The 17064-nt window shown below is 31.0% G+C and carries 15 protein-coding genes; 12 read left to right on the forward strand and 3 right to left on the reverse strand.

The window, feature by feature from the left end; translation table 11 throughout:
* Positions 1-17: 17 nt before the first annotated feature.
* The 4 genes from gldF (at position 18) to FF125_RS12205 (ending at position 3819) form a co-directional block, all read left to right on the forward strand.
* Positions 18-731: a gliding motility-associated ABC transporter permease subunit GldF gene (gene gldF / locus FF125_RS12190; protein ID WP_138950025.1), complete on the forward strand. Its 714-nt coding sequence runs from the start codon at positions 18-20 to the stop codon at positions 729-731.
* Complete coding sequence (gene gldG / locus FF125_RS12195; RefSeq protein WP_138950026.1) at positions 728-2368, forward strand: gliding motility-associated ABC transporter substrate-binding protein GldG; 1641 nt, start codon at positions 728-730, stop codon at positions 2366-2368. Before gldF ends, gldG begins: the two co-directional genes overlap by 4 nt.
* An 81-nt stretch (positions 2369-2449) precedes the next feature.
* Entirely contained in the window at positions 2450-3292 is an 843-nt protein-coding gene (locus tag FF125_RS12200; RefSeq protein ID WP_317129627.1) for a DUF2911 domain-containing protein, read from the forward strand.
* Positions 3293-3321: 29 nt separating this feature from the next.
* The gene (locus FF125_RS12205) at positions 3322-3819 is read left to right on the forward strand and encodes a DUF2911 domain-containing protein (RefSeq protein ID WP_138950027.1); all 498 of its coding nucleotides are present in this window, start codon (positions 3322-3324) and stop codon (positions 3817-3819) included.
* Positions 3820-3915: 96 nt separating this feature from the next.
* On the opposite strand, the gene FF125_RS12210 is transcribed toward FF125_RS12205, so the two are convergent.
* Positions 3916-4731, reverse strand: a complete 816-nt coding sequence (locus FF125_RS12210; RefSeq protein WP_138950028.1) for an alpha/beta hydrolase — start codon at positions 4729-4731, stop codon at positions 3916-3918.
* A gap of 139 nt (positions 4732-4870) precedes the next feature.
* Between FF125_RS12210 and FF125_RS12215 the strand changes: the two genes are divergently transcribed.
* From FF125_RS12215 to FF125_RS12235, 5 genes are all read left to right on the forward strand, one after another.
* Positions 4871-5590 carry an alpha/beta hydrolase-fold protein gene (locus FF125_RS12215; protein ID WP_138950029.1) on the forward strand — a complete coding sequence of 240 codons (720 nt, stop codon included), beginning with the start codon at positions 4871-4873 and terminating at the stop codon, positions 5588-5590.
* A 121-nt stretch (positions 5591-5711) separates the two neighbouring features.
* Complete coding sequence (locus tag FF125_RS12220; RefSeq protein ID WP_394344097.1) at positions 5712-7031, forward strand: ATP-grasp domain-containing protein; 1320 nt, start codon at positions 5712-5714, stop codon at positions 7029-7031.
* A gap of 33 nt (positions 7032-7064) precedes the next feature.
* A complete protein-coding gene (locus FF125_RS12225) occupies positions 7065-8162 on the forward strand; it encodes a carboxylate-amine ligase (protein WP_138950030.1) in 1098 nt (365 codons plus the stop codon).
* Positions 8163-8338: 176 nt separating this feature from the next.
* Entirely contained in the window at positions 8339-9175 is an 837-nt protein-coding gene (locus FF125_RS12230) for a type 1 glutamine amidotransferase (RefSeq protein WP_138950031.1), read from the forward strand.
* The gene (locus FF125_RS12235) at positions 9172-10371 is read left to right on the forward strand and encodes a hypothetical protein (protein ID WP_138950032.1); all 1200 of its coding nucleotides are present in this window, start codon (positions 9172-9174) and stop codon (positions 10369-10371) included. The genes FF125_RS12230 and FF125_RS12235 overlap by 4 nt, the downstream gene beginning before the upstream one ends.
* An 80-nt stretch (positions 10372-10451) precedes the next feature.
* Here the strand turns inward: FF125_RS12235 and FF125_RS12240 are convergent, their stop codons facing one another.
* The gene (locus FF125_RS12240; RefSeq protein ID WP_117882621.1) at positions 10452-10796 is read right to left on the reverse strand and encodes a single-stranded DNA-binding protein; all 345 of its coding nucleotides are present in this window, start codon (positions 10794-10796) and stop codon (positions 10452-10454) included.
* A 378-nt stretch (positions 10797-11174) separates the two neighbouring features.
* Between FF125_RS12240 and FF125_RS12245 the strand changes: the two genes are divergently transcribed.
* From FF125_RS12245 to FF125_RS12255, 3 genes are all read left to right on the forward strand, one after another.
* Positions 11175-12140, forward strand: coding sequence for a cadherin repeat domain-containing protein (locus tag FF125_RS12245; RefSeq protein WP_138950033.1), 966 nt, complete (start codon positions 11175-11177; stop codon positions 12138-12140).
* Positions 12141-12223: 83 nt separating this feature from the next.
* Positions 12224-14317 (forward strand): phosphate acetyltransferase, encoded by a 2094-nt coding sequence (gene pta, locus FF125_RS12250; RefSeq protein ID WP_138950034.1) that lies wholly within the window; start codon positions 12224-12226, stop codon positions 14315-14317.
* Positions 14318-14365: 48 nt separating this feature from the next.
* Positions 14366-15550: an acetate/propionate family kinase gene (locus FF125_RS12255; RefSeq protein WP_138950035.1), complete on the forward strand. Its 1185-nt coding sequence runs from the start codon at positions 14366-14368 to the stop codon at positions 15548-15550.
* 63 nt (positions 15551-15613) lie between these two features.
* On the opposite strand, the gene cls is transcribed toward FF125_RS12255, so the two are convergent.
* Entirely contained in the window at positions 15614-17035 is a 1422-nt protein-coding gene (gene cls / locus FF125_RS12260) for a cardiolipin synthase (protein ID WP_138950036.1), read from the reverse strand.
* Positions 17036-17064 lie beyond the last annotated feature (29 nt).

Genomic DNA, 17064 nt, shown 5'->3' on the forward strand with positions numbered 1-17064 from the left:
ATCAAAAGATCACTGAAATGATATCAATTTTAAAAAAAGAACTTAATTCATTTTTCGCTTCACCGATAGGATACTTGGTAATAGCGGTGTTTTTAATAATAAACGGTCTATATCTATGGGTTTTTAATGGCGATTTTAACATTCTTAATGCGGGGTTTGCTGACTTAAATAGTTTCTTTTTTATTGCTCCGTGGTTTTTCCTTTTTTTAATTCCTGCCATAACCATGAGAACTTTTTCAGATGAATTCAGATTGGGGACCATTGAAATATTAAAAACAAAACCAATCAGTAAATGGCAAATCGTATTGGGTAAATTTTTAGGTGCTTTAGTATTAATAATTTTAGCTTTAATTCCGACGCTCATTTATGTGTTTAGTATCTTAAAATTAGGTAACCCTCCCAATAATTTGGATATAGGTAGTACTTTAGGATCATATATAGGATTGTTATTTATTGCAGGCACTTTCACTTCCATTGGGTTATTTACATCTACCTTTTCAAACAATCAAATCGTTGCCTTTATCATTGCCATTCTTATATCATTTTTTATTTTCTATGGATTTGAAGCATTGGCCGATTTAAACATTTCTGAATCTTTAAGAAATTTCGGTATGTTTGATCATTTTAAAAGTATTAGTCGCGGTGTTATTGACACAAAAGACATTGTTTATTTCGTATCGGTTACCTCTTTCTTTTTGTTTCTAACCCGTTTAAAATTAGATGCAGAATGAAAAATAATATCTCTAAAATACTCATTGCTATCGTTGCATTAATTGCAATAAATGTACTTGCTAAAAAATATTATAAACGTTTAGATCTTACACAAGACAAACGGTATACCTTATCTGAAACTACCATTAATATAGTAGACAACTTAGAAGAAAATGCCATTATAAAAGTGTACTTAGAAGGTGATTTTCCTTCTGAGTTTAAACGTTTACAAGGCGAAACCAAACAACATTTAGAAGAATTATACAGTATAAATGATGGTATAAAATATAAATTTATTGATCCTTTAGATACTGCAGAAGAACTAATAAAACAAGGATTACAACCCAGTAGATTAACAGTTCAAGAAGATGGTAAATTATCAGAAGCTGTAATTTTTCCTTGGGCAACCATAACTTATAAAGGTAAGACTGAAAATATTAATTTACTTTCTGAAGGCTCTGTAAAGAATCAAGAAGAACAATTACAGAACTCGATAGAAAATTTAGAGTTTGCTTTTTCAGAAGCAATTTATAAAGTATCTACAGAATCAAGTCAAACTATTGCCATTTTAAAAGGTAATGGAGAATTGAATGACATTAACTTAGTGAGTTTTTTGAGTCAATTGAATCAGTTTTACAAACTAGCTCCTTTTACTTTAGATTCGGTAGCAAAACAGCCCGAGAAAACACTAGAACAATTATCCAAATATGATTTAACAATTATTGCAAAGCCTCAAGAGAAATTCTCAGAACAGGAGAAATTCACTTTAGATCAATATATAATAAATGGAGGTAAAACATTGTGGTTAATAGATAATGTTACAGCAGAGTTAGATAGTTTAATGAATACCGGTGAAAGCTTAGCATTCAACAAAGACTTGAATCTTACAGATTTATTATTTAGTTATGGAGTTAGAATTAATTATGATCTCATTAAAGATGCATACAGCTCCACCATTAAATTGGAAGATGGCAACCTAGGTAACACCGCTCAATTAAAAGATTATATTTGGCATTACTACCCATTTATTACTTCAAAAAACGATCATCCAATTACTCAAGGTGTTGATCCTGTTAATTTAAAATTTGCAAATACTATTGACACCTTAAAGAATTCAATCAAAAAAACAATTCTTTTACAAAGTTCTGAGTTTTCAAAATCAGTAGGCACTCCTATAATTATTTCATTGAATGATATTCAAAAAACTCCAGAGAAAAAAGATTACAATAATGGTTATCAAACTTTAGGTGTTTTATTAGAAGGCGAATTTACTTCAGCATATGCTAGCCGAGTAAAACCTTTTGAATCTAAACTTTACAAGGAAGTCAGCAATCACAATAAGATGGTAATTATTGCTGACGGTGATATTATTGCCAATGAAGTTGTAAAAGGTCAACCTATTGAATTAGGTGTAGATAAATATAATGGTGTTCGATATGGTAATACTGAATTTTTAATGAATAGCATCAATTATTTATTAGATGATTCGGGTTTATTAGAACTACGTAATAAGAAAATACAACTTCAGTTTTTAGATAAAGAAAAAGCATATACAGAACGAACTTTCTGGCAGATGATTAATGTAATACTGCCCTTGGTAATTCTTGCTCTTTTTGGATTCGTTTTCACTTTTCTTAGAAAACGTAGATTTAGTTAAAATTTTGTTAAAGAAAATTGCCAATGTTAGGATTTAGTATCTTTAGCAACTAATTAACTTAAATAAATCTAAATAACAATTATGATGTACAAAAAACTTTTAATCTTATTTCTATGTTTGGGTACTTTAAGTATCACGGCTCAGATAAAAACACCTGCTCCTAGTCCAGGTTCTACATTAACACAAACTGTTGGTTTAACAGATGTTGCACTAGAGTATTCTAGACCTGCTATGCGAGGAAGAACAATTTTTGGTGACCTTGTTCCTTTTGACAAAATATGGAGAACAGGTGCTAACGCAAGAACAAAAATCACTTTTAGTGATGATGTAATTATTGATGGTGATACCCTTAAAAAAGGAACTTATGCCATTTTCACTAAGCCAGCTGCAACAGCTTGGGATGTTTATTTCTATACAGAATACGCAGGTAGTGGAGCTCCACAGACATTAGACAACAGCAAAGTAGCTTTAAAAACTTCTGTAAAAACTCAAGAAATTCCAATGGATATTCAGTCATTTACAATCACTTTTGATGATTTAACTGATAATTCTGGAGTTTTGGGTATCATGTGGGAAAAAACATATGTTGGTGTAAAATTTACTGTACCAACCGATGCTATTGCTGCAAAAAGTATTCAAGATGTAATGAGTGGTCCAAGTGCTAATGATTATCATGGAGCTGCTAGTTACTATAGAAGTTCAGGTAAAGACTTAAAACAAGCTTTAGTATGGTCTAATAAAGCAACGGAGATGAATAAAAATGCCTTTTGGATGACAAGAGAAAAATCATTGATCCAAGCAGCTTTAGGTGATAAAAAAGGAGCTATTGAATCAGCAAAAAAATCGTTGGAAGTAGCTGAAAAAGCAGGAAATGCTGACTATATAAAAATGAACAAAGCATCAATTGCAGAGTGGTCTAAATAAACGTTTAATCAAATAAATTTATTAAAAAAATGAAGAATTTAAAAATTTTATTAGTCTTTACATTAATAACCACATTGAGTTGTGCTCAAAAAAGTCCAAGACAACAAGCTGAAGGTAAAATTGATGGTGTAAGTGTTGCTGTTGATTATGGTGCTCCAAGTGTAAAAGGAAGAACAATTTGGGGTGGTTTAGAAAAATATGGTAAAGTTTGGAGAGCTGGTGCTAATGAAAATACTACTGTTTCTTTTGATAAAGATGTTACCATTGGTGGTGAAGAATTAGCTGCCGGTAAGTATGGTTTTTTTATTATTCCTAATAAAAGTGGAAATTGGACAGTAATTTTTAACACCGTAAATGATTCTTGGGGTTCAAGTAAATACGATGAAAGTAAAGATGCTTTACGTATAGATATTACTCCTGAATTTGGTGATGAAAACCAAGAACAATTGTTTTTTGGTGTAATGGATGATTCTATATTGTTTGCTTGGGAAAAAGTAAAATTGACAATTCCAGTAACTATTAAATAATTACAATTCAATATCATTTTAAAAGCCCAAAACTTAATAAAGTTTTGGGCTTTTTTATTTTGTCTTTATGAATGTACTTCTATCCTATTTAACCTACTAGCTATTATATTTAAAGGCCCACTTTATAAAATCAGGAAACATCTTACCCCATGTTGTTAAATTATGTTTTCCATTCTCAACTTCTACATAGCGAATAGCATGCGGTTCAGAATATCCTTTTAAGGACAATTCCTTAATAACATCTTTGGTATCATCTATAGCATCAATTATTCCATTATTATTTCTATCTGCATTTTCATCTAAAGTTCCTACTTGCAACCAAAATTTAAGATGAGGATGATAAGAACCATTTTTTATAACATCTAAAATAATTCGGCTTCTATCCGCATAATCATGCTTTACATATGCCTTTTTACGCCACCAAAATGAACCACTAAAAACACCTACCTTACTAAAAGAATGTGCATTATTATAAACAATATCAAAAGCGGTAAGCCCACCTAAAGACATTCCTGCCAAAACCCAATCTTTAGGCTCATAAGAAACCTTAAACTCTCCCTTTAAAAAAGGTATGAACTCCTCAATAATAAATTTAGAATAATTTCCAGCCTTTTTTCCTCTTCCCTTAAAATCACCTGATGATGCTGTACCGTATTCGTGAATTCTATTTTCATTTGCCTCGACACCAACATAAACAAATGGTTTACTATTTTTATTTAAATAAGATTCAGAAATTGTTTTCTCTAAACCCATCGCTCTAAAGTCTTGTCCGTCATTCATCAATAAAACAGGAAAACGTCCTTCTGAGCTCCTGTAATTACCAGGTGCCATCAAACGGAACTTAACATTTCTGTCGAGATTCTTAGAAAAAAAACTCCCATTCAAACTTATGTAATCTATATTAAAACCCATTATTCATTTTAAAGTGTGCAATATTAACGATTAATTAAAAATTAAATGATAAAGAATCTCAAAATAAATTATTTAGATACTAAATTGACATTGTTTAACATTTTTATTTATATTTAACAAACAAAGACTAAACCAACCTATGGCTCAAGTACAACATACTCAATATTATTCAAATACATTAAATAGAAATATTAATCTTGAAGTGACAGGGCATTGGGGACATCCCATTTTGATGTTTCCATCCTCTGGAGGAAAGTATACGCAAAATAATGATTTTGGCTTAAACGAATCCGTAATGCGATTTGTTGAAGAAGGCAGAATAAAGCTTTATAATATTGAAACACTAGATATGTTAAGCTTTTATGCAGATGATTTACCTACCGATGTTATAATACATAATTATGAGTTATACATGCAGTTTCTTAAAAATGAAATGATTCCTTATATACAAAATGAATGTAATACCCATAGAATAGCAGTTGCTGGTTGTAGTTTTGGAGGCTATCATGCGGCAAACACAGCATTTCGATTTCCTGATTTAGTTTCTCATTTATTTTCGTTATCTGGTGTGTTTAATATTAGAAATTTTACACCAAATTCAGACGACATGAGAATTTATTACAACTGTCCTAATGAATTTATGGTAGATGAAGAATCATGGAAATACAACCACATGCAAATTGTATTGAGTACATCTGATTGGGATAGCTGTAAACCTAAAAACGAAAATATGGCAAGTGTTTTAGAGTCAAAAGGAATACCTTATTGGTATGATGAAAAAAAATGGATTGAACATGATTGGCCTTTGTGGAAAATGGTTTTTCCGGAATATGTAGAAAAATATTTCCCCCAATCTTAGATAGATTTACAATAAATAAATTAGATTACAAACACTATTTTTAATTAGAATTTACATTTGAAATACAGGTAAATTATGGCTAAAAATTAATTAAATTATAAAATCAAAAAAATAAAATATTATGGCAAAAAAAGTTGGGATATTATTCGGAATGGAAGATACTTTTCCATGGGCATTCATTGATAGAGTTAATGAATTAGGAAAAGGTAAAGTAGTTGCTGAAGCAGTTATTATCGATAAAGTTCAACAAGGTATAGATTATGGATATGATGTCATCATTGATAGAATATCGCAAGAAGTTCCTTTTTACCGTGCCTATTTAAAAAATGCATCATTAATGGGTACAGCAGTAATAAACAATCCTTTTTGGTGGAGTGCTGATGAAAAATTCTTCAATAATTGTTTGTCGCTTCAAATTGGAGTACCAGTTCCAAAGACTATTTTATTACCCTCTAATGCTAGGCCTGATGATACTACTGACAAGTCTTTTAGAAATTTAAAGGCTCCTTTAGATTGGGATTATATTTTTAATTATATTGGTTTCCCAGCTTATATGAAACCTCATTCTGGCGGTGGATGGAAAAGTGTTTATCGTGTTGAAAATGCAGATGATTTATTCGAAAAGCATGCTGAAACGGAACAGTTAGTAATGATGCTTCAAGAAGAAATTGTATTTGAAGATTACTATCGCGTGTATTGTTTAGGACAAAAACATGTTCATATTATGCCATATGAACCTAGAAACGAACCTCATTTGCGTTATGTTACTGAACCTAAAACTAAAGGTGAAGAACATAAGAAGTTAATGAAAACTATTCATGATTATACCATTAAGTTAAATGAAGCTTTAGGTTACGACTTTAATACTGTTGAGTTCGCCATTAGAAATGGAGTTCCTTATGCCATAGATTTTTGCAATCCTGCACCAGATGCAGATATTAATTCTGTGGGACAAACTAATTTTGATTGGATTGTTGAACATTCTGCTCAATTAGCCGTTGAAAAAGCACTTGCACATAAAGGAAAACAAAATAATACTTCTTGGGGTACTTTTTTAACGAACGCCATTACATCATTAAAACCAAAGGTTAAAAAATCTAAATTAAAAACAGCAAATCAGATTAAAAAATCTGTAATTAAAAAAGAAGTAACTGCAGCAGCAAAAAAAGTAAAAAAGGTTTCAGCAAAAAAAACTACACCTAAAAAAGTTGTGAAGCCAGCTCCAAAAGTGGATGCAAAACCAAAAGTTGCGGTAAAACCAAAAGCAGCAGCTAAAAAAACAGTAGCCAAACCTAAAGCAGTCACTAAACCAAAAGTTACTGTGAAGCCAAAAGTAGCAGTTAAAAAAACAACTGTAGTAAAACCTAAAGCGGTCACTAAACCAAAAGCAGCAGTAAAAAAAACAGTGACAAAACCTAAAACTACGCCTAAGAAAAAATAGAAATTAATTAATAATTAATCCATAACCACAGATATGCATAAATTCACCCTTGGAATAGAAGAAGAATTTCAAATTCTAGATGGCGATACTTTAAAATTACGCTCCCATATGTCTAAAATTTTAGAAGGTGGAAAAGTTCTATTAAAGGAACGTATTAAAGAAGAAATGCACCAATCTGTGGTGGAAATGGGTACAAATGTTTGTGAAAACATTCAAGAAGCTAGAGACGAGGTTTCTTATTTACGTCAACAAGTAATTGATTTAGCAGCAAAAGAAGGACTGAAAGTAGCAGCGGCAGGTACGCATCCCATCTCAAATTGGAGTGAACAATTGATTACGAACAATCCTCGTTATGATGAATTGATTGCCGAAATGAAAGATGTGGCTCGTTCCAACCTAATTTTTGGTATGCATGTTCATGTAGGTATTCCTAATCGTGAAGAGGGTTTACATATTATGAATGTGGCTCGTTATTTTTTACCGCATTTATATGCATTATCTACCAATTCCCCATTTTGGGAAGCCAGAGAAACAGGTTTTAAATCGTTTCGCTCTAAGATATTTGATAAATTTCCAAGAACAGGTATTCCTCCTTATTTTTCTAGTGTTGCTGAGTATGATAAATTTGTAGATATTTTAGTTAAAACACATTGTATAGATAATGGCAAGAAAATTTGGTGGGATATTCGTTTACATCCTTTCTACCCTACAGTAGAATTTAGGGTTTGTGATATGATGATGACTGTTGATGAAGTAACCTGTATTGCTGCTATTATGCAATGTATTATAGCAAAGCTGAGTAAACTTCATTCAAAAAATCAAAGTTTTAGATCATACAGACGTATTTTAATTAATGAAAACAAATGGCGTGCAGCCCGTTGGGGTATAGAAGCTAAACTTATTGATTTTGGTAAAGAAGAAGAAGTACCATTTGCTATATTAATACAAGAATTACTAGAATTTATTGATGATGTGGTTGATGATCTTGGATGCCGGACAGAGGTAAATTATGTTTATCAAATGCTAGAACAAGGTTCGGGTGCTGATAGACAGCTAAAAGTCTTTGAAGAAACGGGCGATTTAAAAGAAGTTGTTAAATATATTGTAGAACAAACGGCAAAAGGATTATAGAAGTGTAATTTTGCATGCAACAAACAGTTCAACGTATTTTAAGACTTATTTGAAAGCAAAAATTTTAGCAAATGCAATAAAGTTTCAATCTAATGCGTATTAGAACTTAGTTTTTAATCGAATCGAAAACAATCAAAGAATTTACGGACTGTTTTTAAATTTAAAGAAGAAGAAGAATGCGGAGTACTTATAAAATTGCAATTTTAGATATGAATGAAGGTGTGCCAAATGAAGGTATGCGTTGTATAAAAATGTTGGTAGGTCAGTTTTTGGCTCAAGAAGGTATCAAAGGTAATTATGATGTTTTTGAGGTGAGAGTTAAAGGTGAAATTCCGAAAGTAGATAAATATGATATTTACATATCATCAGGTGGTCCTGGTTCTCCAAAATTAACAGGCTCACAGTGGGAAACAGATTATTTTAATTTAATTGATTCTATATTAAGTCAAAATTTATTCAAGCATCAAAAGAAACATCTCTTTTTAATCTGCCACTCTTTTCAATTGGCATGTTTACATTGGGATATTGCTAAAGTAACTAAACGAAGATCTACTTCTTTTGGAATACTACCTATCCATAAAACAGAAAATGGATTTAATGAACCTCTTTTTGAAGGTTTAGAAGATCCTTTCTATGCGGTTGACTCGAGAGACTATCAAGTCGTTATGCCTAAAGAATGGAAACTCAATAGCTTAGAAGGAAATATTCTTTGTCGAGAAAAAATAAGACCAGATGTACCTTTAGAAAGAGCAGTAATGGCTATCCGATTTACCAAAGAAATTTTTGGAACACAGTTTCATCCAGAAGCTGATGCTGAAGGAATGACACGTTATTTTCAACAAGAAGAAAAACGGGCTTTAGTGATCAAAAAATATGGTAAAAAGAAATACTTAAGTATGATAGATCAACTAAACGATGATGATAAGATTTTAAGAACCAACAGCATTATTATTCCTCGTTTTTTAGAAATGGCAGCTGAAAAAATTAAACAATCAAAATTAGCATCTGTATGATACCAAAAATTCGTAATGCTTTTAATGAAAATTTTAAAGATGAATACTATGATAACTTACAACAAGATGTAAAAGATACTTTTAGTGAAGAATGTGCTTTCCGTATTTCTGAAACTCCTGTTTTTATAGATGCATCACTCGAAAATAAGATTTTTGATGCTTGTGATTCCATTATTGAACAGTTATGGGAAATTAATTTTGATGAAATTCGACAAAAATTTATACCAAAATCATTACAATCTCCTAGTCCCATGGGTAAACCTCATTTTCTAGCTATAGATTTTGGACTTTGTGATGACGGAAATGGCAATATTGTACCCCAATTAATAGAATTACAAGCCTTCCCTACCCTATTTTTTTACCAACCCTTTTTAGGTAAGGCTGTTTTAAAACACTACAAGAATTTTCCAAAAGGAGATTTTCATTATTTTTTCAGTAAGCTAAATGATAAAAAATATATAGAAGAAGTTAGAAAAGTAATTTTAGGTGATGAGAAACCTGAGAATGTAATTTTAATGGAACTTTATCCTGAAAAACAAAAAACTAGAATAGATTTTTGGGCAACGAAACAAGCCTTGGGTATTGAAGTGGTGTGTATGACTCAAATTATTAAAGAAGGTAAAAAGTTATTTTATATAAAAGATGGAGTAAAAACACCTATTCATCGCATATATAATCGTGTGATTTTAGATGAATTATTGCAAATAAAAGACTTAAAAACCAACATAAATTTAAATGATGATCTTGACGTAGAATGGGTTACACATCCCGATTGGTTTTTCATGATTTCTAAATGTATAATGCCTTTATTAAAACATAAATACATTCCAAAATCTTATTATTTAAATGACTATCCTGTTGATTTAGATCTCAATAAATATGTACTTAAACCCCTCTTTTCATTTGCTGGTAAAGGCATAAATCTTTACCCATCACAAGAAACTATCAATGACATTAAGGATAAAGAGAATTATATACTACAACAAAAAGTGAATTACGCTTCTTTAGTGAAAACAAATTCGGAAAAAAATTCTAAGGTAGAATTACGTATTCTTTATATTTGGGACGAAGCAGCTAACAAGTTAAAACCTGTTATCAATTTAACCCGAATGAGTAAAGGTGAGCTAATTAACGTTTCTCATTTGACTGAAGATACTTGGATTGGTTCATCTATTAGTTTTTTCAAGAACGCGTAATAGACCTAAATAAAAAAGAGTCAAGACAACCTTTTGTCTTGACTCTTTTTCTTTATTTTTTAAATTCTGAAACTTTTTAATTAGGCACTTTTATTTTTACCCAACATCAAAAGTTCATTAATTACAACCTCCGTGATGTATTTTTTATTTCCATCTTTATCATCATAACTTCTGGTTGTTAATTTACCTTCTACAGCAACTTCATTACCTTTTGCTAAGTATTTTTCAATGATCTCTGCAGTTTTATTCCAGGCAATTACATTATGCCATTGGGTATCTGTTACTTTCTCTCCACTTGCATTTTTATAGCTTTCATTTGTAGCTATTGAAAATTTCGCTAATTTCTTACCTGATTCTAAGGTAATGATTTCAGGATTGTCTCCTAAGTTTCCGATCAACTGTACTTTGTTTCTAAGTGCGTTCATAATATTTAATTTAATGGTTAAACAGTTAAGATATATCCCCGGACTCGTTCTAGGGCTTTTTAAATAATTTGTCAAATACTATATTTTGATTTCGACACTGCAAACATATAATCAATACCAAATTATATTCGGTTGTTAAGTAATTACTTTCGTTTGTAGTCGAATGTAGTCGTTTGTAATTGAATTAACGTGCTGTTTTACTGACCATTACCATTCATCTTCCTTTTGAAAAAATAAATTTCAAGTTTTAAATATTCCTACAATTATTTTTTAATCTTAATAGTTCAACCATTTATTTAGTTTCTCAACTCATTTAAAAACACAATAACAACTACCCTAAACCGTTTTATTTTCACTAATCTATCAATTAGAGAATTAATGAAAAAAATAAATAAATTAGTCGTTACTTTTGTATCAATAATTGCATTTTCATGTGCCTCAGATGATATTAATCCTGAAATTATTGCCAGTGATTTTTTTCAAACTATTGATGAAAATCAATTGATAAATACTGAAATTGGAAAAATTGAAGCCACTAGTAACGAAGGCAAATTATCTTTTACCATAAAGAGTCAATCTCCAAATGGTAGTTTAGCGATACATAATACTAATGGCATATTAAGTGTCGCTAATGCAACCACCTTTGATTATGAAACAAATCAAACAATTACCGCTTCTATAGAAATTAAGAGCAAAAGTTTAACGAAAACCATTAAGGCAACGATTACGCTTAACAATACTGATGACTTAGCGTTTTTTTTATCAGATTCAAAAGCTGCCTATATAGCCGCGGCAGATAATGAATGGGTATTTGTAACAGAAAATGAATACAATACGTTATACAACAATTTAAATAGTGTTGCTGTGCACGGTTCAACAGATTCTGAATTTGATTATACTAGCGAGATTCAATTGGGCCCATTTAATGGATGGACAATGGCAAACATAAATCAAGAAACGGCTATGCCTAACCATAGTTATATATTTGCATTTAAGTATGAAGTAAAAGGCAATAATATTACTAACACGCAAGTAAAGCAATCTAGTACCTCTAATTATTCTGGTTTTACAGATGTTGGTAATACGTTACCAATTCATTCATCTACAACTTCAAAAATATTCTGTTTTGTAATTAAAAACAATAATAACCCAACTACAGATAATGGTTATATGGGACTTTACAAGTCTGAAAACTCTTATCTAAGTTTTAAAAGACAACCGGGAAAATACTATTGGTCTAATTCAAATGTAAATGATCTTAACGATGACAATTATGGAAGTGATGGAGCGTCAGGAGTTAGATGGCTACATCAAGGTTTAAGTACAACTCAAAAACAGTGGTAAAATATTAAGAAAACCTGACAAGTATCATATCTTTAACTAGTTATTTTAGTAAATTTGCAGGTATAATTTTTCACGAGAATACAATGAACAAAGCTGTATATATTGCCACTACTGAAGCCAAAAGTGGTAAGTCAATTATTTCTATTGGTTTAATGCAAATGCTATTAGGCAAAACTGCTAAAGTTGGCTATTTTAGGCCAATAATTGATGATTATAAAAGTGGAAAGAAGGATAATCACATTGATACCATACTTAGTTATTTTGATATACAAATGAATTATGAAGAGGCCTTTGCATTTACTAGAAGTGAGATCATTCATAAAAATAATCAAAACAAGGATGATGAAATCATTACCAAAATAATTGAGAAGTATAAAGCTATTGAAGATCGTTTTGACTTTATATTGGTTGAGGGTACAGACTTTTCTGGTGAGGGTGCTATAATAGAATGGGATATCAATGTTTTAGTTGCCAAAAATTTGGGAATTCCTACAATTTTAATTTCCACCGGTGTAGGAAAATCCTTAGATGATTTAATAGGAAATCTTTATATGGCCTATGATTCCTTTAAAGATAAAGGTGTAGAAGTCTTAATGGTAATTGCTAATAAGGTACAACCAGAAAATGTTCAATTGATTAAAAATGAACTGCAAAAAAACTTACCAGAAAAAATACTTTCAGGTGTTATTCCGTTAAATAAATCTTTGGCAAATCCCACTGTTAAAGAAATTGTTGAAGAACTTAATGGTAAGGTCTTATTTGGTGAAGAATACATAAATAATGAAGCCGGAGCCTTTAGCGTTGGTGCAATGCAATTGAGAAATTACCTCACTCATTTAAAAGAAAATAGCCTGGTGATAACACCTGGAGATAGAGCTGATATAATATTAGGAGCATTACAAGCGAACATATCGGCAAACTACCCTCCTATTTCTGGCGTAATATTAACAGGAGGATTATTACCCGAAGAACCTATCAATCAACTTATTGAGGGTCTTTCTGAAGTAATTCCAGTAATATCTGTTCAAGGTGGAACCTATTCAATTACCAATAGAATTGGAGCCATACAGCCTAAAATGTATGCAGAAAACGTAAATAAAATAACAGCATCTATTCAAGTATTTGAAAAACATATACCGGTAGATGCGTTGGCCGAAAGGTTAATCACCTTTGAAGCCAATGGTATTACTCCTAGAATGTTTCAATATAACATGCTAAAAAGAGCTTTATCTAATAAAAAACATATTGTTTTACCTGAAGGCACAGATGATCGTGTACTTTTAGCGACTAAAAAATTGATGGATACAGATGCTGTAAACATAACATTATTAGGAGACAAAGTAGATATTGAAAATAAATTAATGCAATTAGATATCTCATTAGATTTAAATAAAATAAATATTATAAATCCAGAAGAATCTGAACACTTTGAAGATTATTCTCAAACTTTATACGAACTTCGAAAACATAAGAACGTTAATCTAGCCATGGCCAAAGATTTAATGGCTGATGTATCTTATTATGGCAGTATGATGGTTTATAAAGGTGATGCAGACGGAATGGTTTCTGGTGCGGCACACACTACACAGCACACTATAAGACCGGCATTACAATTTATTAAAACAAAACCAGGTGTTTCTGTTGTTTCATCTGTGTTTTTTATGTGTTTAGAAGACAGAGTTACCGTTTATGGCGATTGTGCAATTAACCCCAACCCAACTGCAGAACAACTAGCAGCAATTGCAATTTCTTCAGCAGAAACGAGTTTAGCTTTTGGTATTGAGCCAAAAATAGCAATGTTATCCTACTCTTCTGGTAGTTCGGGTGTTGGAGAAGATGTAGATCGTGTGCGTAAAGCAACAGAGTTAGTAAAAGAAATGAGTCCTAATCTTAAAATTGAAGGGCCAATTCAATATGATGCAGCCGTAGACATGAATGTGGCAAAAAGTAAATTACCTAATTCTGAAGTAGCAGGACAAGCCACCGTATTTATTTTTCCTGACTTAAATACGGGTAATAACACTTATAAAGCAGTTCAAAGAGAAACCAAAGCCTTGGCTATTGGCCCTGTTTTACAAGGTTTAAATAAGCCTGTAAATGATTTAAGTAGAGGATGTACCGTAGACGATATATACAATACTGTAATAATAACAGCAATACAAGCACAAGGGTTTTAAAATTAGAGGTTGTTAATAATCTTTGTTGAATAGAAAAAATATAGATACATGAAAATATTAATCATCAATGCGGGTAGTTCATCAATAAAATTTCAATTGATTGAAATGCCATCTGAAAAAGTACTTTGTCAAGGTATTGTAGAACGTGTTGGAGAAGTTGATGCCATTTTTCAATATAAAACTGAAAATCATACTATAAATAGTGTTGATAAAATAGAGACACATAAAGTTGGTTTGCAAAAAATTGCAGATTTCTTATTGGATGACGAAAAAGGGGTTATAAAAGACACAAATGAAATTGATGCAATTGGGCACAGAGTGGTACATGGTGGTAATGCATTTTCAGATATTACAATGATTACGCCTGAAGTAAAAAGTATAATAAAAACTTTAATTCCATTAGCTCCTTTACATAATCCTCATAACTTAGAAGGTATAATTCTTACTGAAGAAATTTTCCCAAATGCAAAACAGATTGCTATTTTTGATACCGCATTTCATCAAACAATACCGATGAAGGCGAAAAAGTATGCCATTCCAAATAAATTTTACGATAATAACAATATTCAACTTTACGGTTTTCATGGGACAAGTCATAAATATGTCACAGAAAAAGCTTTCGCGTATTTACCAAAATCAGCGTCTAAAATAATTACAATTCACTTAGGTAATGGCTGTAGCATTACAGCTGTAAAAGATGGTAAAAGTATAGATCATAGTCTTGGATTTGCTCCTTCAAATGGTTTAATAATGGGATCTAGAAGTGGTGACATTGACCATTCTCTTATTTTTTATCTGGTAAATAATTTAGGCTATGACTTAGATAAAGTCGACACCATGCTTACGAAGGAAAGTGGTATGTTAGGCTTAACTGGTTATAGCGATTTAAGAGAAATTGAAGAACAAGCTAGTAATGGTAATCAAGAATGCTTATTGGCATTAGAGATGAATGCCTATCGAATTAAAAAATATATTGGTGCCTTTACGGCCGTTTTAAACGGATTAGATGCTATTGTTTTCACCGCGGGTATTGGTGAAAATTCAAATACATTAAGAGCATTGATTTGTAGAGATATGGATTATCTAGGTATTAATTTAAACGAAACTGAAAATGATATTCGCTCTAAAGAGCTCAGAGAAATTAATACAAAAGATTCAAGAACAAAAATATTAGTAATTCCGACAAATGAAGAACTTGAAATAGCACAACAAACGTTTCATCTTTGTAACTAACTTATTGGTCATTGGTATATTTATTTTTTTATTAAATAGGTGAATACGAAAAAAAAAATTCACTTATAACAATGGACTGAACAGCCTAGCGAAGCCTTCTATTACCTTACTATAAAATGGTCGAGATTTATGTACTTCTAATGTTAAGCGATTACTTTTTTCACAATCTTTTAAAAAATTATCCGTAATTTCTTTTGCTACATTTTTATCATAAATTAGTGCATTGGCTTCAAAATTTTGTTCAAAGCTTCTATGATCAAAATTACCTGACCCTACAGATACTATTTCAATATCCGTGATAATAATTTTACTATGTAAAAAATTACTACTTCTATAAATTTCAATTCCTACTTCCAACAATTCACGAAAATAAGATTTCATGCTGTAATGAGCCAATTTAGAGTCCGACTTTGCTGGTACTAATATTTTTACATTAATGCCTTCTAGGGCCGCCATTTTAAGTCCCTCTAATAACGGTCTACTAGGCATAAAATAAGGATTTGCAATGTATATAGACTTTTCAGCCAAATTAATTAAACCCAAATATTGATACATTATAGTGGGATGTTTTGAATCTGGTCCACTTGAAACTATTTGTACCGTTGAATCACCTTTTTCACTTATTATATCATGAAATTTTTCATCTAAAATAGATTCTTCGTTTGAAGCGAAATAAAAATCTTTAATAAAAATATTATGAAGACTTTCAACAGCTGGACCTTCAATACACAAATGTTCATCATCCCAAATTCCTAATTCTGATTGCGACCTAACATATTTATCACTAATATTAACACCACCAGTAAAACCAACATCACCATCAATAACTATAATTTTTCGATGATTTCTAAAATTAATCGTAAATATGATTGTTCCAAATTTAATAGGTAAAACGGGATAAACAGCCACTCCCAACGCTTTGAATCTTTTTATAGATTTCCTTTTTAAATCAAAACTTCCTATGGCATCATAAATCATTCTAATTTTAACGCCTTCTGCTATTTTGGTTTTAAATATTTGGTATAAACGTTCAAGAATATCTCCATCTTCAAAAATGTAAAATTCAATATGAATAAAGTTTTTAGCTTTTTCTAATTTCTCAAAAATAGATTTATAAGCCATTGCTCCATTACTTAAAACAGTGACCTTATTCCCTGGAATTGCGGGATAATTAGAACTATTTCTCAGTAAGGACTCTAGTTTCTTTTCCTTAGTAGATTTAAAAGAAAACTTCTTTCCTGAAGCACTATGCTTGAGATAATTTTGGTCAAATAATCTCCTTTTTAAGGTATGCTTTAACGTGTAAATTTTAAATTCTCTTCGGTTAACACCAAATAAAACATAAAAAATAACCCCCGCATATGGAACAAATATGATTACTAATAGCCACCCCAATGACCTAGAAGGATTACAGCCATATAAAATTATACTACCTGCCGCAATAAATGCAGAAATAATATAAATAATAAAAAAAATAGTAAGCATAGAAAATCAATTATAACTTAATTTAAAGG

Origin of the sequence: Aureibaculum algae (assembly GCF_006065315.1) — a bacterium.
GTDB classification, from domain to species: Bacteria; Bacteroidota; Bacteroidia; order Flavobacteriales; family Flavobacteriaceae; genus Aureibaculum; species Aureibaculum algae.